Origin of the sequence: uncultured Sneathiella sp., from assembly GCF_963973085.1 — a bacterium.
GTDB lineage: Bacteria > Pseudomonadota > Alphaproteobacteria > Sneathiellales > Sneathiellaceae > Sneathiella.
The window spans coordinates 88,566-108,874 of record NZ_CAXAXA010000009.1 but is presented as its reverse complement, the minus strand read 5'-3'; the positions used below and the strand labels follow the sequence as shown (position 1 = coordinate 108,874).

Annotated in this window: 19 protein-coding genes and 1 pseudogene; 6 read left to right on the top strand and 14 right to left on the bottom strand. The window is 48.0% G+C overall.

Features of this window, described 5'->3' with window-relative positions:
- A partial coding sequence (locus AACZ19_RS17530; RefSeq protein ID WP_339635809.1) for an integrase core domain-containing protein occupies positions 1-328 on the top strand: 328 nt, incomplete at its 5' end.
- A 98-nt stretch (positions 329-426) separates the two neighbouring features.
- On the opposite strand, the gene AACZ19_RS17525 is transcribed toward AACZ19_RS17530, so the two are convergent.
- Positions 427-558, bottom strand: a complete 132-nt coding sequence (locus tag AACZ19_RS17525) for a hypothetical protein (protein ID WP_339635808.1) — start codon at positions 556-558, stop codon at positions 427-429.
- Positions 559-658: 100 nt separating this feature from the next.
- Positions 659-2,329, bottom strand: coding sequence for an NAD(P)/FAD-dependent oxidoreductase (locus AACZ19_RS17520; RefSeq protein ID WP_339635807.1), 1,671 nt, complete (start codon positions 2,327-2,329; stop codon positions 659-661).
- Between the two features lie 612 nt (positions 2,330-2,941).
- Here AACZ19_RS17520 and AACZ19_RS17515 point away from each other — a divergent pair.
- From AACZ19_RS17515 to AACZ19_RS17505, 3 genes are all read left to right on the top strand, one after another.
- Entirely contained in the window at positions 2,942-3,397 is a 456-nt protein-coding gene (locus AACZ19_RS17515) for a MaoC/PaaZ C-terminal domain-containing protein (protein WP_339635806.1), read from the top strand.
- A 138-nt stretch (positions 3,398-3,535) separates the two neighbouring features.
- On the top strand, positions 3,536-4,678 hold the full coding sequence (locus AACZ19_RS17510) for a CoA transferase (RefSeq protein ID WP_339635805.1): 1,143 nt from the start codon (positions 3,536-3,538) through the stop codon (positions 4,676-4,678).
- Between the two features lie 109 nt (positions 4,679-4,787).
- Complete coding sequence (locus AACZ19_RS17505; protein WP_339635804.1) at positions 4,788-5,831, top strand: IS5 family transposase; 1,044 nt, start codon at positions 4,788-4,790, stop codon at positions 5,829-5,831.
- A 344-nt stretch (positions 5,832-6,175) separates the two neighbouring features.
- Here the strand turns inward: AACZ19_RS17505 and AACZ19_RS17500 are convergent, their stop codons facing one another.
- The 5 genes from AACZ19_RS17500 to AACZ19_RS17480 all read right to left on the bottom strand — a co-directional run bounded on the left by AACZ19_RS17500 (position 6,176) and on the right by AACZ19_RS17480 (position 10,227).
- Positions 6,176-6,991, bottom strand: a complete 816-nt coding sequence (locus tag AACZ19_RS17500) for a class III extradiol ring-cleavage dioxygenase (RefSeq protein WP_339635803.1) — start codon at positions 6,989-6,991, stop codon at positions 6,176-6,178.
- A 104-nt stretch (positions 6,992-7,095) separates the two neighbouring features.
- Positions 7,096-7,953 (bottom strand): SDR family oxidoreductase, encoded by an 858-nt coding sequence (locus AACZ19_RS17495; RefSeq protein ID WP_339635802.1) that lies wholly within the window; start codon positions 7,951-7,953, stop codon positions 7,096-7,098.
- 569 nt (positions 7,954-8,522) lie between these two features.
- Positions 8,523-8,924 carry a PaaI family thioesterase gene (locus AACZ19_RS17490; RefSeq protein WP_339635801.1) on the bottom strand — a complete coding sequence of 134 codons (402 nt, stop codon included), beginning with the start codon at positions 8,922-8,924 and terminating at the stop codon, positions 8,523-8,525.
- A complete protein-coding gene (locus AACZ19_RS17485) occupies positions 8,924-9,409 on the bottom strand; it encodes a PaaI family thioesterase (RefSeq protein ID WP_339635800.1) in 486 nt (161 codons plus the stop codon). Before AACZ19_RS17485 ends, AACZ19_RS17490 begins: the two co-directional genes overlap by 1 nt.
- A gap of 188 nt (positions 9,410-9,597) precedes the next feature.
- Entirely contained in the window at positions 9,598-10,227 is a 630-nt protein-coding gene (locus AACZ19_RS17480; protein ID WP_339635799.1) for an SDR family oxidoreductase, read from the bottom strand.
- A gap of 77 nt (positions 10,228-10,304) precedes the next feature.
- Between AACZ19_RS17480 and AACZ19_RS17475 the strand changes: the two are divergent.
- Positions 10,305-11,422: pseudogene (locus AACZ19_RS17475) on the top strand (IS3 family transposase).
- Between the two features lie 312 nt (positions 11,423-11,734).
- Here AACZ19_RS17475 and AACZ19_RS17470 read toward each other — a convergent pair.
- A complete protein-coding gene (locus AACZ19_RS17470; protein WP_339635798.1) occupies positions 11,735-12,178 on the bottom strand; it encodes a recombinase family protein in 444 nt (147 codons plus the stop codon).
- A 311-nt stretch (positions 12,179-12,489) separates the two neighbouring features.
- Here AACZ19_RS17470 and AACZ19_RS17465 point away from each other — a divergent pair, with 311 nt between their 5' ends.
- A complete protein-coding gene (locus tag AACZ19_RS17465) occupies positions 12,490-12,996 on the top strand; it encodes a hypothetical protein (protein ID WP_339635797.1) in 507 nt (168 codons plus the stop codon).
- A gap of 4 nt (positions 12,997-13,000) precedes the next feature.
- On the opposite strand, the gene AACZ19_RS17460 is transcribed toward AACZ19_RS17465, so the two are convergent.
- The 6 genes from AACZ19_RS17460 to AACZ19_RS17435 form a co-directional block, all read right to left on the bottom strand.
- The gene (locus AACZ19_RS17460; RefSeq protein WP_339635796.1) at positions 13,001-13,690 is read right to left on the bottom strand and encodes a hypothetical protein; all 690 of its coding nucleotides are present in this window, start codon (positions 13,688-13,690) and stop codon (positions 13,001-13,003) included.
- Between the two features lie 204 nt (positions 13,691-13,894).
- Positions 13,895-14,722, bottom strand: coding sequence for a hypothetical protein (locus AACZ19_RS17455; RefSeq protein WP_339635795.1), 828 nt, complete (start codon positions 14,720-14,722; stop codon positions 13,895-13,897).
- Between the two features lie 286 nt (positions 14,723-15,008).
- Entirely contained in the window at positions 15,009-15,584 is a 576-nt protein-coding gene (locus AACZ19_RS17450; protein WP_339635794.1) for a hypothetical protein, read from the bottom strand.
- A 200-nt stretch (positions 15,585-15,784) separates the two neighbouring features.
- On the bottom strand, positions 15,785-18,943 hold the full coding sequence (locus AACZ19_RS17445; RefSeq protein ID WP_339635793.1) for a calcium-binding protein: 3,159 nt from the start codon (positions 18,941-18,943) through the stop codon (positions 15,785-15,787).
- The gene (locus AACZ19_RS17440) at positions 18,940-19,677 is read right to left on the bottom strand and encodes a hypothetical protein (RefSeq protein ID WP_339635792.1); all 738 of its coding nucleotides are present in this window, start codon (positions 19,675-19,677) and stop codon (positions 18,940-18,942) included. Before AACZ19_RS17440 ends, AACZ19_RS17445 begins: the two co-directional genes overlap by 4 nt.
- Before the next feature lie 203 nt (positions 19,678-19,880).
- Positions 19,881-20,216: a hypothetical protein gene (locus AACZ19_RS17435; RefSeq protein WP_339635791.1), complete on the bottom strand. Its 336-nt coding sequence runs from the start codon at positions 20,214-20,216 to the stop codon at positions 19,881-19,883.
- Positions 20,217-20,309: the final 93 nt, after the last annotated feature.

Sequence of the window (20,309 nt, the reverse complement as noted above, 5' to 3'; positions counted from 1 at the left end):
CGCCCGCTTTTGCGTCGAGGCATTGCAAGAGGCTATTGCCCGATATGGCCCGCCAGAGATTATGAACACCGACCAAGGCAGCCAGTTCACCGGGTCGGCGTGGATAACAACGCTGACGGAAGCCGAGGTAAACATATCAATGGACGGACGCGGGCGGTATCTCGATAACATCTTCATCGAACGCCTCTGGCGATCCTTAAAACAGGAAGCTGTTTACTTACACGAACTGACCGACAGATTTATGGCTGAACAGGTTATTCGGCAGTGGATTAAATTCTACAACACTGACCGCCCTCACACGGCTCTTGATAAACGAACGCCGGACTAGGCATACTTTGACGGCGATGAAATGATAAAAGCGGCATGATAACCAAACCCGATACACCTTAACTTAGCCGACAACCTGTTCGGAAAAGCAGGACCACTTCAGAGCGCCATCCAGACATGACAGCACCATTCATCAAGATAGTCAGTTACCAAAGGTTCCTGCCAATATCCCTTTTTTGTCATCTCCATGAGGCGTTCTGCCGGTAGGATTTTCTGCAATTCAATTGGCATTTATTTCTCTTACATATCTCATTCGAACATCGTCAAAACCTCATTGTCGACATGCGTATAAAAATAGGCGGCAATAAATTGACTAGCTTTCTTTTTACATTTACGAGATTTCAAATCCGGCATAATCGTCTGCAGCAATCTCATCACATCTCTCCCGGTATGATGGTGCTCCGCCAGCATAAATCAAAAAAGTGCGTTTTTGCTTACCAGGAACATTTTGGTTCACGCCCATAAACCAGGAATCAACTTTAGTGAAAAGCATCCGTTGGCCAGACTCGTAGACATGCTCTGTCCAGGCATTTTCCGCCGCCGTCGTTGGCACAATACGTTCATGGTTTCCGTCCCGCATATACTTCATCAAATCGGCCACCCACTCGACATTCTGTTCAATACATCTTGGAATATTGCAAAATGTTGCTGCATTATGCGGTCCGACCAACGTCAAAAGGTTAGGGAAACCTTCGATTTGAAGACCCAAATAGGTTTTGGGACCATCTACCCATTTGTCTTTCAGGGTTTGCCCACCTGTACCCCGAATATCTATCCGGTCAAACGCACCGGTGACAGCGTCAAATCCGGTGGCATAAATGATCATGTCGAATTCAAAATTATTGTCACAGGTCTCAATCCCGCTAGCCGTTATCCTTTCAATCGGCGTTTCTCGGATGTCAACAAGCTCCACGTTTTTCTGATTATAGACTTCATAATAATTAGTTTCCATTGGCACCCGTCGGGTACCGAAGCCATGGTTGGTTGGAATTAATTTTTCCGCAATTTCGGGGGCTTTGACTCTTTCGCGAATTTTCTTTGCCACAAATTCACTGATCGTATCGTTAGCGTCCTGGTCAACCAGGACATCGCGAAAATTCCCAACCCATATGCCAAAGCCGGGCCCGGCGTAGAGCTCTTCGTAAAAAGCTTCACGTTCTTCCAGGGAAACTTCAAGTGCGTGACGGCGGTCCGAATCATGTAGAAAACCTGTGTAGGTATCCTTACATCGAGCGAATATTTCCGGATAACTGGCCTTGATTTTCGTCTGCGTCTGATCATCGATCGGGCTATTATTCAAAGGCGCGCACCAATTGGGTGTGCGTTGAAAAACTGTCAGATGTCCGGCCTTTTTGGCAACTTCCTGTATGGTTTGCACGCCGGTCGCACCGGTCCCAATAACAGCTACACGCTTATCCTCGAAGCTCACCGGTACATGAGGCCACAACCCTGTATGATATGCTTCCCCTTGATAATCATCGACACCGTCAATAGCTGGCATCGTTGGCGCTGAAAGAGGACCAATAGCCGTGATCAGATAACGCCCGCGCGCTCGACCGCCATTTTCAAATTCAACTTCCCAAAAGTTCCCGTCCTCAACATAATGTGCTCCCTGGACGCGATTGTTAAACTGAATATCCTTACGCCAGCCGAACTTATCGGCGACGTAGTTGAGGTAAGTCAATGTTTCAGGCTGGGCGGAAAAATGTTCACTCCAATCCCACTCCTGCAAAAGTTCTTCGGAAAAAGAATAGCCATAGCTGTAGCTCTCGGAATCAAAACGAGCTCCGGGATAACGATTCCAATACCAGGTACCGCCGACGTCACCACCAGCTTCAAAGACACGTACAGAAAGTCCTAGCTTTCTAAGCAGATGGAGTTGATACATGCCCGCCATGCCTGCGCCTATTATGATAGCGTCGTATTGATCCGCTGATGGTGATCGCGTTGTTTGCGTTCTCTGCGAAAGCTTCGACATATCGTTATCTTTCTTGATAGACATAAATCAGGACCACCCTCCGCAATGCTAGTTCAAGCCCGCTGCCAGCACTTTGATAGTAAATTAGCAATCCGAGCTTTTGGCAGGTCGTTATCGTGCAGCTCATCGAATTTAGCGCCGGCTGCTCGTAAGGCCTTCGAATCCCGACTGGCAGCGAAGAGACGCCCATTGGAATAAGCGGGTCCGATCCTTCGACTACAAAGATCTCGTCATGTTTTTCGCGGCGTGTAACATGAGGCTCGATCTCATAAAAATGCAGACACTCTTTGGTCAAAATAGCGGTTGCGCAGCACACAGCATAACGATATGAAAATCTGCGAAGATTTTCCGCTTCGTCATTATTCACCCCTACAGGTTAGAATCAACCAAATATGAGATTTTTCAGAGAAAAATTAGCTTCATGAGAGGAATTTGTCAAACTATCGTTTGTTAAAAAATAGATCTGGACAACAGAGAATAATTTCTTAAGACTGTGTTTTAAGCCTCGTTATAAAGACAATGGGATAGCAAATAAAATAGCGGGAAATTTGCAGAAATTAAGTATCTTGTGTCGGCAGCGTAAGCTTGGTAACCCTCATATGATTTTGGATGCCATTTTTTGAAAGAGTCAGTTTCATGGAATTTGTTGGCTTAGGCCTATACTGGAATAACTTAGAAATCGGGCAAGAATTTCGCACAATTGGACGCACTATCACGGAAGCGGATTTGGTGAATTTCATATCCTGCACCGGTATGCTCGAAGTGATCTTTACGGACGTTGAATATCTTGCAAGTCATGGTGGCATTTCAGGTCGTGTGGTGCCGGGCGCGTTAGCCTATACTTACGCCGAAGGCTTGCTTGTTCAGTCAACCATGCAACATACTGGGCTTGCCTTCCTGAATATGGAGCTGGATATCAAAGGCCCAACGTTCGTCGGAGATACTATCCATGTGGAATGTGAGGTAATTGAGTTGAGTGCAACTTCCAAGGGCCGAGGTAAAGTCCGAACATTCAACAAAATTGTCAATCAGAAAAATGAAACGGTGCTTACCTATAACCCATTACGGATCATGGCTGGACGCCCCGAATAGCAACCGAGAATATTTTCGCTTCGGCAGTTTTTCAGCGGAAACAACGAAAAACACACCCATGGGGAAAACGCCCTCGTCGAAGTTGAGGCCGCGCTAGCAGAGGTAATTTTCAACATCAGGCGGAAAATTTATCAGGACATGTTACCATTAGAGAATATTGTGGTCATCGAGCTTGGGTCGAGCATAGCCGGACCATACGCTTCGAAAATCCTAGCGGATCTCGGCGCCGAAGTCATCAAGGTTGAAAACCCAGATGGTGGAGACGCAACGCGAAGCTGGGGCCCTCTGCTGAAAGATGGTGGCTCGGCTTCGTATTATGCAGCGAATATCGGCAAGCAATCGATAACCATCGACATGATGAACCCCGAAGATATTTCTCGATTAAAATGTCTCATCTTCGATCGCGCGGATATCGTTATTCAAAATCTTAGACCAGCACTCGCCGATAGATTCTCTCTTGGTGCGGAAGAATTGACGCGTGAAAAGCCTGAATTGATTTACTGTAATATCTGGGCCTATGGGAATAAAGGTCCCTTTAAGGATCTTCCGGGTTATGACCCGCTCATGCAGGCGTTTTCTGGCATCACCAATTTGACTGGCGAGCCGGATCGTCGACCTTCTCGCGTTGGGGTGTCATTACTCGATCTTGGTACTGGGATGTGGACAGCAATTGGTGCTCTCGCTGCCTTGCAGCAGCGCACTATAACCGGTCGCGGTGCGATAATTGATACCTCATTGTTGGAAACTGGTATTGGACTTATGACCTTGCCAATTGCACAATACTTGGCGTCAGGCAAGGCACCTGCACGGAGCGGACTCCGCGGGCCATTCATCGTACCTAATGATGGTTTTCAAACATCAGACGGAATACTCGTCATAGCCGTCGGCACCGACCTGCAATTTAGGCGGTTTTGTGTGGCCCTCGGGCGCGAAGAGTTGAGCCAAGATGAACGTTTCAAAACAAACGCAAAGCGCTATGAAAATGAGCGGGAACTGCGCCAGTTTATTGCTGACGCCATGAGCACCAATACACGGAACGTTTGGTCCGCGAAATTGACCGAAGCCGGCATTCCCAATGCCCCGGTCCAAACGATTGAAGAACTGCTGACGCATCCGCAAGTGGTGGCCTGCGGCATTCTTCAGGCATATGAAGCCGTGGATGCGCGCTTCGTCGGTTTGCCATTAAGCATCGACGGCGTGAGGCCGGAATCGACACCCCATGCACCGGCCTTGGGCGAAGACGATCAAGCGGTATTCAAATTCATGAAAGATCAAGGATGAGAACCCTAGATTTTCATTTCTAACCTCGGGGCACCTCTAAAAATACCCACCCTGACCTTTGATCTGATAGAATCCCGTTAGCACGGCGTTGTGATCAAAGGGATAGAATATGAGCCCGCTTGGATTTTTTGATGTTTCTAATCGCTATGCTGGCTTGGATGCCAAAAATGATCCGCTGCTGAAAATAGACGGCATCGTCCCGTGGGAAGAGTTTCGTTCTCATCTTGAGGCGGTCTGGCGCAAGCCGGCCAATCAACGCAAATCATCGGCGGGTCGCAAGCCATGGGATGCGGTGGTGATGTTCAAGGCAATCGTGCTCTGTGCGCTTTATAATTTGTCAGACGATCAGGTGGAATACCAAATTCGCGACCGGCTTTCCTTCGTTCGGTTTTTAGGATTAGGCCTTGAGGACAAAGTCCCCGATGCCAAGACGGTGTGGTTGTATCGAGAGCAGTTGGCGCAAGCTGGCATGATCGCGACGGTGTTCGAGAACTTCGACAGCTATTTGAAAGACCGGGGTTATCTGGCGATGGGTGGGCAGATCGTCGATGCCTCCATCGTCTCCGTCCCCACCCAGCATAACAAGCGTGATGAGAATGCAAAGATCAAAGCCGGAGAGACACCGAAGGACTGGGTGGATAAACCGGCCAAATTCCGCCAGAAAGATACGGATGCCCGGTGGACCAAGAAGCATGGCAAGAGTCACTACGGTTATAAGAACCATATCCATGTGGACCGTCGGCATAAGCTGGTGCGTTGTTATCATGTGACGAAGGCTTCGGTGCATGACAGCCAAGCCCTTGAGGCGGTCCTTGACGCAGACAACACAGCATCCGATGTGTGGGCCGACAGCGCCTACCGGTCTGCGGGCATTGAAAAGATACTGAAAGAAAAAGGCCTGTCGAGCCGCATCCCCTACAAGGGCCACCGGAACAAACCTCTGAGCAAACGACAGGAGCAAGGTAACAAAACCCGCTCAAAGGTCCGCGTTCGTGTGGAGCATATCTTCGGAGCTCAAAGCAACGACATGGGTGGCGCACAGGTACGCAGCATCGGGATCATCCGCGCCAAGGCGCGTATCGGGCTCAAGAACCTGGCTTACAATATGCGCCGCCTGGTTCAGTTGGAACACTTAGCCACAGCACCACCATGACCACACCCAGGGGCGGACTCTGCCTGAAACAGCGGTTCAGATGGCAATGCCCCGCTGGGACGCTGAAAAAGCCGATGAATCTTGGCAAAAACGCTTCGTATCGGGCCTGATTCAATCTACCATCGCCGAAATGAGGTATTATTCGAGGTGCCCCTCGGTCAATGTGACGAAACCGCGAGACATTGTCCTCAACTATATCGATGTCGATCCGCAGATCGTTAGTGACAGCACGTATCATAGCTCATGGAGAAAAATTTTCATGAATCAGCTTCAGATATTCTCCTAACCTCGCCAACATGATTGGAATCTGAATGTAAGGGGTCCGAGATTTTTTCGGATAGCGGCTAGCCAAATTGATAGGCCGATTGGACAGCTCCCAATACCGTATCCTTCAACATTCTTTGTCCCGTGTCTATCCCTGCCGCACCAACAACGACAAACAAAGGCATCAAATGTTCTTCTGTTGGATGGGCATCACGGGCGAATGGAGCCTTCTCCCAGTCAGCCAGCATTTCTTTCCGCTCCAGATAGTTTGGGTTTTTGATAGTCTCTGTCAGCCATTGATCGAACGACTCAGCTTCGACCTCGTCACCACTAGCAACCGACCGCAAATTTCGCATCAACTTCTGCATGTTGTGATAGCTCATCCCACTACCTATAATGAGTACGCCCTCATCGCGTAGCGGCTGTAATGCTTCGCCAACTGCTATATGGCCCGCTGGGTCAAGATCGCTCCGCAAGGACAACTGAACGATCGGTATATCTGCATCGGGAAAGGCGAGCTTCAACGGAATGAAAACGCCATGATCGAAACCACGTCGGGAATCGGTTTTGACTTGGATGTTTTTTGCCAGCAAGAGATTTTTAATGCGCGAAGCTAACTCCGGCGATCCCGGCGCTGCATATTCAAGCTTATATGTATGCTCAGGAAAGCCGTAGTAGTCGAACAGCAGCGGCGGTGTCGGGTTACTTTGAACCGTAATCACGGGTTCTTCCCAATGGCCAGAAACAACGACTATAGCCTTTGGCCGTTGGCCGATATCAACGTGGACCCGGTGCAGATACGCCGCCATTTTATCCCATGCATCTGCTGGGTCCCAATCCATAAAAAAGCAAGGGCCGCCACCATGTGGAACGAATACTGTGGGCATTTTACTCATTTCGTGGTCCTGGGTTATCGGCATAAACGATTTTTGTCCGGATTGAAGAACAATTTGGGAAACTTTCTACCTTGCATTCAACCCGGATCAATTTTGAAGGTACTTTATGATTGGAAGGCACCGGCATAGTCCTGCGCGAATTGTTGGAATGTGCGCGGTGGTTGACCGGTACATTTTTCCACTGTGTCTGCAACATAAGATAAATGTCCTGCTGGTCCGAGCGCATAGAGCTCATTCATAAGATCGGCAAGCTTTTCAGGCATGCCGGCGGCGACCATACCTTCTTTTGCAGCATCAAGCGGGACATCAATATAATTGATTTTCTTACCAATAACATCGGAGAGAACTTCCGCAAGCTCATACATGCTTAAGGCTTCTCCACCTGTAACCGGATATTCCTGATTTTCATGTCCTGCTTCTGTGAGGGCGGCAACAGCGACGGCGGCAATATCACGTGCGTCGATGAAACTCACTTTACTATCGCCCAGCGGCAAGTAGAACTGGCCATTCCCACGAATTGAATCGGCAAACATTAAGATATTCTGCATGAAGAAACCTGGTTGCAGGAAAGTAAATGCGATGCCGGTTTCCTTTACTTCCTCTTGACTGGCGCCGTGCCAACGCCCTACTTCCACGCCAGCATCAGGGCTTGCGCCAATGCCTGTGGACATTACAATATGCTTTACGCCCGCTTGCTTTGCCGCTTGAATAGCTGTTGACTTCATCGAAATTTGATCAAGATGAAGCGGCGTGACAAGAAACAGTTTTTCCACACCTTCCATGGCCGCAGAAACGGTTTCCGGCTGGCTGAGGTCCCCGCGGACAATTTCGACATTTACGCCCAGTAAAGCGCTGGCCTTAGACTTGTCGCGGGCAAGAACTTTAAAAGCGACACCTTTCTCCCCGAGTATTCGGGCAACTTCACCACCAATATTTCCAGTTCCGCCAATTAGCAAAATCATAGTGCAATCCTTTTCGTGAAACGTTCCAAGCAATTATCAGAACCGTTTGTTGGTAAAATTGAATAGTTGCCGATCCGGCGACATCGCTATATACGATCTAAAGCACCTGGACGCACAATGAAAGTAGATACCTTTAAGTAACCACCAATTAGGTAATCATCAATGATAAAATTTCCCCATAAACCAGTTTGCCCTGTCGAAGAGATTTTCCGCGTTTTAATGGGTCCTTGGACCATGTTCATATTGTGGAATTTACGGCAGGACGGCCCCACCCGTTACGGTGCCCTACGTCGGCAACTGGGTGGTATTTCTTCCAAAGTTCTAACCCAACGATTACGAATGCTTGAACATGAGGGTTTAATTTACCGCGTTCAAAAGCCAACAATTCCACCTGAAGTCACTTATGGGCTAACTGATCATGGTAGGGAGCTAGGTAACGCGCTTGGCTCACTAGAAGTATTCGCCAGAAAATGGCAAGCTCATTCGAAGCTCGACGCCTGATATTACGATAAATGGATTGTTTCCCGTCAGATCAAATAGGCATAATAGCCTCGTATCGCATTCGAACCTCAAACCACGAGGAAGTGAAAAAGGCCCTTGGCTACTAATTTCTGCTCGTCATCTTGCCAGGCAACTGCCTCAACGCTCGCCATCCTGCGTCCTTTTCGTAAAATCACCGCACGCGCATTTAGCTGCTCGGATTTGGATGGCCGCAAGTAATCAACAGTTAGGTTAATGGGCTTTGGTGGATTACCCTCCCAGTTTTCCATTACGCTGAGCATCGCAGTTGCTTCCAAGAAACTGGCCACAATGCCGCCGTGAACGTAATTGAGCACGGGATTACCAATGTGACTTTCGGAAAAAGGCATTATGGTTTCTATGCCTTCATCAATCAGGTTGGATACAATAAAATCGAGAAAGCGAAAAAAGGGAACGCGGTCACATCGCATCTGAATGTCTTCCCTGTTCATTATTGAGCTCCCATTTTTTCCATCATCTCAAGCAAGCCGCTTTTACCACGCGTTAACGCAAAGGTGGCCGAGCCCCGAGCGATCTCGTCAGCCGCAGCACCATCATGCCAGACCTTACCGCTACAGAAGGCAATATGCCGGGTTTGTCTGTAACATTCGGCACTGACCAGAACGTCGGCACGAGTTTGGGCAGGGCGAAGGTATTCCACCCGAAGGTCTAATGTAGCCATAGTCTGAACATCACCAATCGCCATCAAATTGGCCAAACCGAATGCACTGTCCAGCAACGCTGTCAAGGCGCCGCCATGCAACAATGTTTCTTCCTCATCTACGCAGAAATTCGGATTAAAGGTCATTCGGATCGTGACTCCGCTGTAGGTTGCTTCTTCGATCTGAAGATTCATTTCAGCGATCAGGCCCTTTGCGCGACTACTCCATAGTTGGGCAAGCCGATCCATACTCACGGAGTCTTCTTTCTTATTCATCTTTTCTTGGTCCTTACTTGCTCAAATTGGCGAGCGGTTATTCTTCAAAAAAATGCTGCATGTGCCTCAAGGTGGTTGCCAGTTTGACGCCACAGGCGGCTGATCGAACTTGTACAACGCCCACACAATACGCCGAACGATATTGAGATAATGTGTTGCTACTTTGGTTGGCGGTAAGATGGACGCGGCTATTCGTCCCCGTCCCCACGTTTTCGATTGGCGAACATCTCCGGGTTAATCATGTCGCGCATGTCGTGTGCCAAATGCAGCGTTTCACCGCCATCGACGTAAAGTTCTTCTCCTGTTATGAAACCGCCAATTTTTGACGCCAAGAAGATTATCGCACCGGCAATATCATCTGTTGCGCCCATGCGGTTCATCACTGAACGGTTCAATTTCGTCCACATGTCTTGGGGGATTGGATAATGGCCAAGCGCCTCGGTCTTGATAGTACCTGGCCCGACACAATTCAACCGGATGCCGTATTCAGCCCACTCCGCGGCAAGTGTCTTCATCATCCCGGTCACCCCTGCCCGTGCCGCAGCTGTGTGGACAAAACCGGTAAGAGCAGTGCGCGTAACGGCCGTCACGAAAACAACAGACCCACCATTGTCGAACATGAAATGGTTAGCCGCTGCGCGTGTCATTTGCCAAGAGCCAATGAGATTGTTGCGTATCACCGCCTCGAAGCCTTTGTTAGTAATATCGCGAGCCGCAGCCACAAATTGTCCGCCAGCATTGTTGACGAGAACATCGAGACGGCCATAGCGGTTGGCGATTGCGCGCATTGCGGCTTCGATACTCTCTTCGTCGCGCATATCGCCAGGTGTCCTTCCCCCTTATAACTGAGCCACGGATTTTGTAATATTCTACGAAACTGCTGGGGGTTATTTGGATGGCGAGGAAACGGTATACGGATGAGGATATATTAAATTTGTTGCGTCAGATTGAGCTGAGTTTGTCATCAGGAAGTGATGTCCAGACAGCCTGTCGGTCAGCTGGTGTGAGTGATGCAACCTATTATAATTGGCGCAAGCGTTATGGCGGGATGGGGCGATCTCAGCTCTCTGAGCTCAAGGGACTGGAGAAGGAGAATGCCCGGTTGAAACGGATTGTCGCAGAACTTGAGTTAGACAAACTCATTCTCAAAGAGAGTCTTGATTATTTAAAACCCAAGGCCTGACGGCTGCTGATCTGCGTCAGGCTGTGATCCATGTGCGCCAGAAACTCAGGTCTTCTGAGCGGCGCAGCTGCAGAACGATTGGCATAGCACGCTCCACCCACCGGTTCAAAGCAACTCCCAAAGAAGATGAGTGCCTTCGACTGGCTTTAATTAGATTGGCCAAGGCCTATGGCCGTTATGGATATCGGAAGATTGCCGAGTTGCTGCGTATGGAAGGGTGGAGGGTCAATCACAAGAAGGTTGAGCGTCTGTGGAGAGAAGAAGGCCTGCAACTCCCACAGCGCCACAAGAAGCGCAAACGCCTGTATCATAAAGACAGTTCCATTATCCGGTTACGCCCCAGATACCCCAACCATATCTGGAGTATTGACTTCGTCCATGACAAGCTTAGCAATGGTCGGCCTTACAAGATGCTGACGGTGCTGGATGAATATACTCGGGAGGCTCTTTGTGTTGCCGTGAAGCCCCGAATGGGGAACCAGGATGTACTCGATGCCCTGTACCCGATTTTTCTCACTCATGGAAAGCCGGAGTTCCTCCGCTCCGACAATGGCCCGGAGTTCGTTGCAAAGACATTTCAGACATGGCTCACCAAAGTAGGGATTAAACCAATCCGTATCACTCCAGGCAGTCCCTGGGAGAATGGCTACAACGAACGCTTCAATGGAACGCTCCGCAGAGAAGTGCTCAATGCCGAGTGGTTCTTAACCATTGATCAGGCCAAAACTGTCATCAACAAATGGCGCAGGCAGTATAATCACATCAGACCTCATCAGGCCCTCAATATGAGACCACCCGTTCCCGAAACTCTAGCAAATAATGGTACATAACAAGGGGGCTTTACAGCAAGGCTTCAGTTAATTTGCGGAGAGACATACCTTGATCACGTACAAACCAAGCTACTCTTTCCCTCAATAGCTCAATTTGTCGTGGGGAAAATTCGGCGTTCTTACGGGATTGTTTCATAAAAATTAGACGCAAATATAATGGTGGTGCATTTGACTACAGAGATAACTAGCAAGGGTTGTCAGTTTGATCAGTCGTAGAAATAATTGCAACTCTGTTTCGTCAAAAATGCGGGTGATACGTAATTTATCCGGTGCTGTTTGATAAGTTTCTATTCTAAGAAACGCTTGTTCCACTCATCCACACTTCCTCGGTCTGCCCGGATAGCGGCCATGTTGGGCGGCGATAGCAAGGCCCGCAAGGGTGCGCTCGCGAATGATTTCCCGTTCTAACTGCGCGACTGCCCCGAGGATATGGAACACAAACTCTCCCATGGGGCTGGATGTATCAATCTTCTCGGTCAGGGATTCAAAATACGCTCCGCGCTGGGTCAGTGTTTCATTAATCTCTATCAGATGCCGTAGCGAACGGCTCATCCTATCAAGCCGCCACACCACCAACGTATCACCGCACTTCATCTCATTGAGAGCCTGCGTAAATTCCGGTCGGTTTTCTTGACACCCCGATACGCCCTGATCACGATAAATCCGGTTGCACCCGGCTTTCTCTAAAGCAGCAATTTGAAGATCCAAATTTTGATCAGCGGTACTGACGCGGGCATAGCCAATTTTGCGGGGCATATTAATGGGCCTTTTACTTAGGTGCATAACAAAGCGCTCACGCTGACCACCCGGTTACAGCGCCGCAGATACACCCTAAAAGACCGCCTTGGAAAAGGACCGTTTTTTGAAATTCTTTTAATTTCGCTTCAAAACGTATCCGTCACTTTTTCAAGTCAATATAAAACAAAGACTTAACAAGTGATACGCAACGTACCACAAAAGACAAGCAATCGTCAATAAAAACGGTCCTTTTTATATATTTGACATAAGTATAAGTAAAGTAAAAACAGTACTTTATCGCAGAAATATACTTGGAAAGGTGGAGCGCGATGTCTCTTCCAGAGCTTAGAAAAGGATTTACAAACACTGCCGCTGCCATGGGCATGACGGCCATAGCCGCCATGGCGCCCCTCTCATACAGCTTTGCAGATGAAACCAGGTCCGTTCAGGTTGTCCCTGCTGTTGCTACATCTGTAGTTCATGAAAATGCGCTTGAGGCACAAAGAGCCGCTTTAAAATATGTTGAAGAAACAGGTGGATTAGGTATCGTTATCGGCTATGGAACCTATGAAGGTGCCGCCGACCCAGAGCAGTTAGGTCAACTCTTTCAGCAAAAAATAGCGGAACGCGGTGCAGAATCTCAGTATTTCATCGGCACAATTAGTAAGCCAGGTTTTTCATTGGCGTTTTACAATGGCCATACTGTTGAAGGCCCTATGCCACCGCAGGAAGCGGCAAGCTCTTTGACCGATCTTGTGGGGCAGCACCTATTTTACAAACGGCAGTTTAGTTCTCTAAATACTGATGTCAGCCCAAATACTGCTGCACTTGATTAACTTGCTAAAATTTCAAGGTATTTGGGTTCCCTAATTCCCCAACCTCAGTTGTATGGTTTTGGTCTACGGCTTGCGTAGCAATCTTATAAGATGTTTCACCATTCGTTTGCTCGTCAAAACTAACTATTGAAGCTAAGCCACTTTGTTCAAGTTCTGATCGCACTTCTGAAACAATCTGCTCAGGAATATCTTCACCATATTCCGCATGAGCTTTCGTGAGTTTTTGTTGCAGTTCGTGGCCTTTGTTGATTTGCAGTCGGGCATCATACAGTTGCTTGATCCATTGGGCGTCAGCACTATTTTCAAACCCTTCCTTGATTTCCCCATTTTCCAAATATTTTTCGTAGAGTAGCTGTTCACGCTCAGCCGCCGTTTCTACAGAACTGTACTCTTCTTCACTCAAGAAGCGCTGCGCCATCGTATCAATATAGTTCTCACCAAACTCTTCCTTAAACGGCTGCTCCAGAGCATCAATTCCTGCCTGAATTTCATTCAGAAGAGTGAGCCAGTCTATTGTCGATTTACGGGTTTTCTCTTTGGTGGCATCCCGTGCCTGTGCGAAACTTTGCGCTAGCGAGAAGCCAGATTTTAGGTAGCCATCATGAGCATCCCCAATCGATGCCAACATGCGGGCATTCCCGGCCTCACCGCCGGTGATATCGAACATGTTTTCTTTAAATTCTCCCAGAGCCATCTCGCTCTCCCCATTTCACACGCAATTCTTGTTTTTCAGCCCTAAATTGTCTTTTTATTCATTGTGGCTGTATTTTATTTAACTCTTTAAGATCATTGAGGTAATCAATGTCTTTAAGTGTTTTTCGTCTTGCATGCTTATTATGGTGGAAAACTTTTAATATTATGGAAAGTTTTGATACAATTTATCTAAAATTTTAGATACTTAGCTCTCTGGAGTTGGTGCATCGGGGAGATCGGCATAACACTTCAGAATGTATTCAAGATAATGCTTTTCTGCGGAGAGTATTTTGCCACTGAACCAGTTCGAAACAGTGTGTATCTGCAACCCGCGCGGGGCATCATCGCCGTGTTTCAGAAGCGTATTGGGAGTAACGCGCGTTCTACGGAGTTCAGCGTGCAGCGTCTCATAGATCGCATCGGTAATCTCAACATATTCAGTGCCGGGAACGTGGCGGAGTTTATAATTCCGTTTTGACCGCAGAGACGGTGTGAGGGGAAAATCCTCTTTTGTTTGGTAGATGGCGCTTTGCCCCAATGTCTCAGGACCGCAACGATTAGGCGCGCTCACAGCGTTTGCTTTGATCTCCTGCAGAAAATCCCATATGGCAACGGGAATGGTTTTGTTTCTACCATTAATGAGATGGCACATCTGAACAGGTGTGAATTTTTCGGGGGCAGAATTTAGATAATTTGCGGGCATGGAGTTATGAATTTGCGCCACCTGCTGTCGCATTTCATCGGTAACTTTAATGCGTCCGACTGTTCCTTTTATTGGGCGGCGCGTGTTTTGGCAGTTGTCGGATAGAGATTGATAAGCATTAATCACAAAATCATAGTGGTGTTTCAGCGCTGTTTTCGTTCCGCCGCTAAGCCATCTTTCGATCATATGGGGGCTTAGGCCTCTGGGAATATCGGAAGCTGCTTTTAACAGTGCAATCGAGCCGACCTGCGTCCGCTGCTTTTCCTGCAGGATTCTATCTAATCGCTCAGGGGTGAGCGCTATCCGTTTGCCTTTTGCTCGTTTGGCCATCGGTATCTATGATAGCATCAAGAGCAAAGCATGAGCCGGGCAGGGCTTATCTGATTAAGGTTCATCCACAGATTTGGTGTTGGTTTATCAGAGGGAGGTCAGGATGAGGAAGTTAGGCGCATTTACATTGACTGTTGTTCTGGCCAGCTTTCTAGCGGCAAATCACCACTCACTCATCTTTTCAACAGAAGTCGAAGTGCAGCAGGCGATTAAAGACCTTCGCGAAGCTGGGTTAATGTCTCCCTCGCCATGGAGAGTTTCGTCAGGCTCACATGCCGATTGAGTGCTAGCCTTCTTCTGCTTCTGGGGCTTCGGTCTGAATGGATACATTTTGCACCCACCGGCTGCGCCCCTCTTTGCGTTCATGGACTGAGAGGTAAAGCTGTTTATCCAGTGCAAGCAGTCTGAGCGCATCAGATACAAAGCCCGGCTTGACAAATATCCACGATGTCCAAGCGTCTTTTCCGCGAACCTTGTCAATCAGACCAACACCGTTTGGTGGATCATAAACAGGTATCTGTTTCCCGCGATAGGGCCTGTATTCCGGAGCTTCATATTCATTGCGCTTATGAATATCTTTGAGCATTAAGTCCAAGTTGCTGGAAGGTCGTGCCTCACTTAGAATCTGAAGTTCGAATGCGTTTCCTTCGCGGGACTTTGGTGCGGTCGTAATACCCTTGATCATCACGTGCGTAGAGAATTGGTAAACCGGGTCGCATTCATCGAGAAGCAAAGCATGATGTGGATCATAGGCATCGTAGTTCACGCCTGCACTTACATCCGCTTCATAGCTTACAACCTCTACCGTCAGGTGGTTGTGCTCGACAGAGGGTTTTCTCTGCCTGGGTTTCTTTCGCGGCATTTTTGAATTCACGTATTAGAAATTCTTATCAGTTTTCCTTGTGTGACTTATGCCAAAGGAAAAATACACATACTTAGGATTGCCGGAACTATTACATTTGTGCAAAAGCAAATTTCATCCGAGATTAATTTTTGATGTATGTTAAACAAGCGAACATATGTGATGCACAAGCCTATTTTACGCTTTGAGCGCTGTTTAAGTTATGCGGTAATCAAATTCCCACTCGTTTCTAATGCTTCTTCGTCGCTTAAACCCGTCACGTTACTGAGTTGAGCAATTTGGATAAAATTGTTAGCGCCGCCATCCGCATCTACTCTGAGGAACGAATTCGTACCGTTCGATGTAATGTGCACAAAGTCAGTAATAGCATCTGTCAAAGGATCATACTCTATCAGCAAATCTGATATATCGAGAGCGTCGCCGTCACCAGCATTAAAGTCTTGAATAATATCGCTGTTATTGAATGCTGATGCACTTTCAAAAACGAAATTATCCGCTCCACCTTCTCCATAGAGGTAATCGCCGCCGTCTCCTCCATAAAGCGTATCATCACCAAAACCACCGTATAAATAGTCATTTCCGGCATCGCCATAGAGGGTATCACCGTCACCATAACCATATAGTCGGTCATTCCCAGCCAATCCGTTGAGCGTATCAGCATTCCCGGTACCATAGACGTATTCGTTATATGATGTTCCGGTAAAAGTCAGATTGTTAACAAGATCAAGCGTTGTGCTATCGGCAAACAGAGCCGTTTCTATTTCTTCACCTGTCCCATCAAAATGGTCATTCACCTTGATGTAATTGGACCCAAGATACAGATACAAATCACCGTTGTTTGCGTTCCACAGTCGCACGTCACCTACATCAATACCTGCACCAAATTCAATGACATCAACCATCCCGGCATCGTCATAAATTTTATCATTGCCATCTCCGATATTGTAGAGATATGTATCGCTCCCCGCACCGCCATAAAGTGTATCGTTTCCAGTAAGGCCGATGAGCGTATTGTCGTCCCCCAAACCATAAACATATTCACTGTTTGAAGAGCCGGTAATTGTCAAGTTGTTAACAAGATCAATCTCAGAGCCATCAAGGAACAGAGCGGTTTCTATTTCTTCACCGGTTCCGTCAAAATGATCATTCACACGAACATAATTCACTCCGTGATAAATATACAAATCGCCATTATTCGCGTTCCACAGTCGAATATCGTCCGTATCAATGCCGTCTCCAAATACGAGCGTGTCATCCCCATCAGCGTCATAAATTGTGTCATTTGCATTACCGGAATTATAAAAATAATAATCGCCTTCATCCGTGCCAGTAACGTTTGCGTTATAATCTCTCAGAAAGTAAACAATTCCCTGAATATCTACGCCCTCAACCGCACCTGCAAGGCTGTTGTATGATGCTTCGGCGGGCAACAATGATTTGCCATCACTCTGCAAGAAAAATGCAACGGTAGTGTGATTAAGAACTGTGGCAAAAGCAGATTCCAAAAGCTGAGACTGCCCAGAACCAGGATCAGCGATATCTTCAAGTCCGATAAAATCCTCGACAAGCAGTTCTTCAAGGAATTCAAGTTTCCGTGCGTCACTAATGCTATTGCCGCGGCTATTGGGCGCGATACCATCAACTCCAGCCCAGCGAAAAAGAATATTTTCTATATTGCCTTGCAAATCAAATGTTGTGTTTAGAAGTGTTTCTTTATCTGCGACTGCAACTTCCTGCACCATATCCAGCAAAGTTTCATCTAAACTCATCGCGATATGAAGGTCAGGGAGATTGCCGAAGCCGCGTAAATTTGGCAAAAACAAAGTACGGATATCAAGCGTATAATCCTCAGCATATTCCGTATTCACATTATCATAAGCAAACCACGCATCGACAATATCTCGCGTTTGGCCGTTGATGGTGAAGGTGCTTTCCTGTAAAATCTCGTTACCGCTGATCGTGTAATTAACATTACTATAGTCCAGATCAATTGAGGTAATGCTCAAATCATCAAGTGTGTGGAGTTCATCGGCTTGGCTATGCCCATCCGCGTTTGCATCCACCCACACCAGCAGGTCATCAAACTGCGTATCTGCGCTGGTAATCGCATCATCACTGTTCGTATCGTAAGCAGCAAGAGCTACAAATCCGTTCGCGCTTCCGGTTTTGTTGCCAAACAGCTCAGCGTGATCATTGATAACCCCATCCGCATCCAGGTCAATCGCCAGCAACCCATCGCCACCCGTGATCCAGCCCGATGCTTCAGCCATGCCGTCTACATCGATATCCCAGTAAATTGAACCAGTACCATTTAATGCCGCAAGCTCTATACCATCACCATCGAGATCGAGAACAAGTGGACTAGAAGTATTTGTCGCGTCATCAAACCCACCAATCACATCCTGCATCCAAGGAGGGAGCTCAATAGATGTTGAGCTTTGAGGGTCAATTAACCCGTCAGCCCACGGGCTTACGGGTTCTCCCGGCAACAATTGGCCGGGGTTGTCGATCGCCCATTGAATGTCGTCGGATAGTTGATCGAGGGCATCTATGAAGTCTGCAAGATTGTCGAACACTGTTTGAGGACCATCGAAGAACTTGCTCTTAAAGTCGTTAAACATGCTCTCCGCTTCTTGGTATTCATCTTCCAGGCCCGGCGGCGCGACGTAGTTCGTAGAATCCAGGAAGTTCTTGATGGCTTGCAGCGTGTCGCCCATCCATTTGAACTGATCGGCATTGTCGCGCAGAACTTCAGTTGTCGAGCGCTCGGAATCGAGGTTGAAAATATCAGCGCCGAAACCCAGTTCCGCACCTGTACCCAAGACGCTCAGAATGCCGCCGCTTGGATCATAATAAGAATCAAAAAGCTCCTGCGCATGTGCTGGGTCACCTTGTAAGGCATTTGCAATTGGGATCAATGCAGGATCGATCTTAGGATCGAGAAGATTGTCTTCATATACAGTCCTTACAACATCAACGGTTTGTTGAACCGTTATAAGCCCATCTCCGCTGTCAACTAAATCCAAGTCTCGCGCTGAAAAATCGCTAATCATGCGGTCGTACATAACTTGCTCCCACGTCTGGCTACCAACCTCCAGGCTGGATGGTTGTCCCGTTCCGTGAAGCTTCAGGAATTCGTTGTTGATGCGCCCCTTCACCCCGGCGTTGGCGGCCATGTTCGCCATTGTGGTGGCGTAATTTTTAGTGCTCGTATCGTTGATGGCGTTGGCCTCTTGTGCGAGCTCCTGCCAATAGGCCACGACGGGATCGGTCACGCTCGGAGCGCTCCGTGCGTTCTGATAATCCGTAAAGGATGCGCTGGCGATTGTACTCATTGTAGATATATCAAGTGTGGTCATGGCTTCTCCCCCATTTGCTCAAAGTAGGTTTCGTAAAATTTTTCGCGCACAAACTCTTCCGCTGCCTCTGCCGAGCGGAAGCTGTGCATCAACTCAATCACGTTGTCTCGAATGGTCGCCCAGTTTTTGAGCTGGCGCTTGTCGTATGTGACGCTATAAAGAAATTTATCGTCGTAAAACTTGTGTTTGCATTGCGGAGCAGGAGCGCGAGCCTCCTTGCTGCATGAGATATAAACTATTTCAGTGCTGGGCTCAGAAGCGATCCAGAGCTCGTCCTTGTAGTCAGGGTTGGGAACGCCTTTTGCTTGTGTGAGTTTGGTTAGGCCGAACTCCTGACCGGCCAACTCGGTAGCCGCGAAATGGTCGACCGCGCCCTGAAGAGATTTTTTAGGGTCAAATCCTTGATACCTCTTCAAATCAGTAAAAAGTATGTGGACTCTATTAACGTATTTCCCGCTTTCACGTAGATTCTCCGTACCTTGAATAACGGGAGAACTACCGGGGTAATAAGCCTGTATCAAGCCACTTTCGCCGCCAACAGATGTCAGATGGAACCGCGTATAGGCATATGGAATGTGCAGAACGTGCTCCCCGATCTCGTATCGGTTCACGACAAACTCATATTTGCCCTTCGTCTCGTCATCACCGGATGGAATACACGCAGCAAGTATCGCCAACCCAAAGAATAAAAATATAATACTTTTTCTTTTTTCAAAAGATTTCGAAACTAGCACAACCTAAAAACTCTCTATATCGTTAAGGTTGTATAAAGGTAAAATCATACTTTCGCTATGAACAGGGTTGGTTTTGAATTCTCCCTTTTTATCCGCAGAAAATTATATGACCGAATTGATAGGCAGAAAAGAAAGGGCTTTTTGCACATGCGAAATGTGTTGGAGCACAGCTCTACTAAATTGGAAAACTGCTAAAAGCAGGTTTATGTGGTCCGCAAGATGTGCGGTGTACTACACCGCATCTTGGCAAGGGAGCCCGCTGCGCGCTCCCGTTGCATCCCTCCGGCCATGGCTCTTACAGGGTGTTGAACCCGTTTCAGAGCCAGCAGACCGTATCGCCGGTCAAACACTCGCATGGCTTGGAGACGTCCCTCTCCACCTGCACCGAACCATGGATCAATGGGGCTATCGCGCGCCCTTGAAACCCACTCGCGGGAGACTTCGCTCTCCCTGCCCCCATCGGCTTGGCGGGCGTTCCTGCCCCCAAGACCCCAGACCACTTCATGGAGACCAACCCTGCGCGGCTTGGATGCCGCCATCTTGCCGAAGATGGATCACTCCAAGGGGCCTATCGCCGCCCCTGAACCTAGCGCGTCAGACTTGGAGAAGTGACCTCTCCACCGACACTGAAC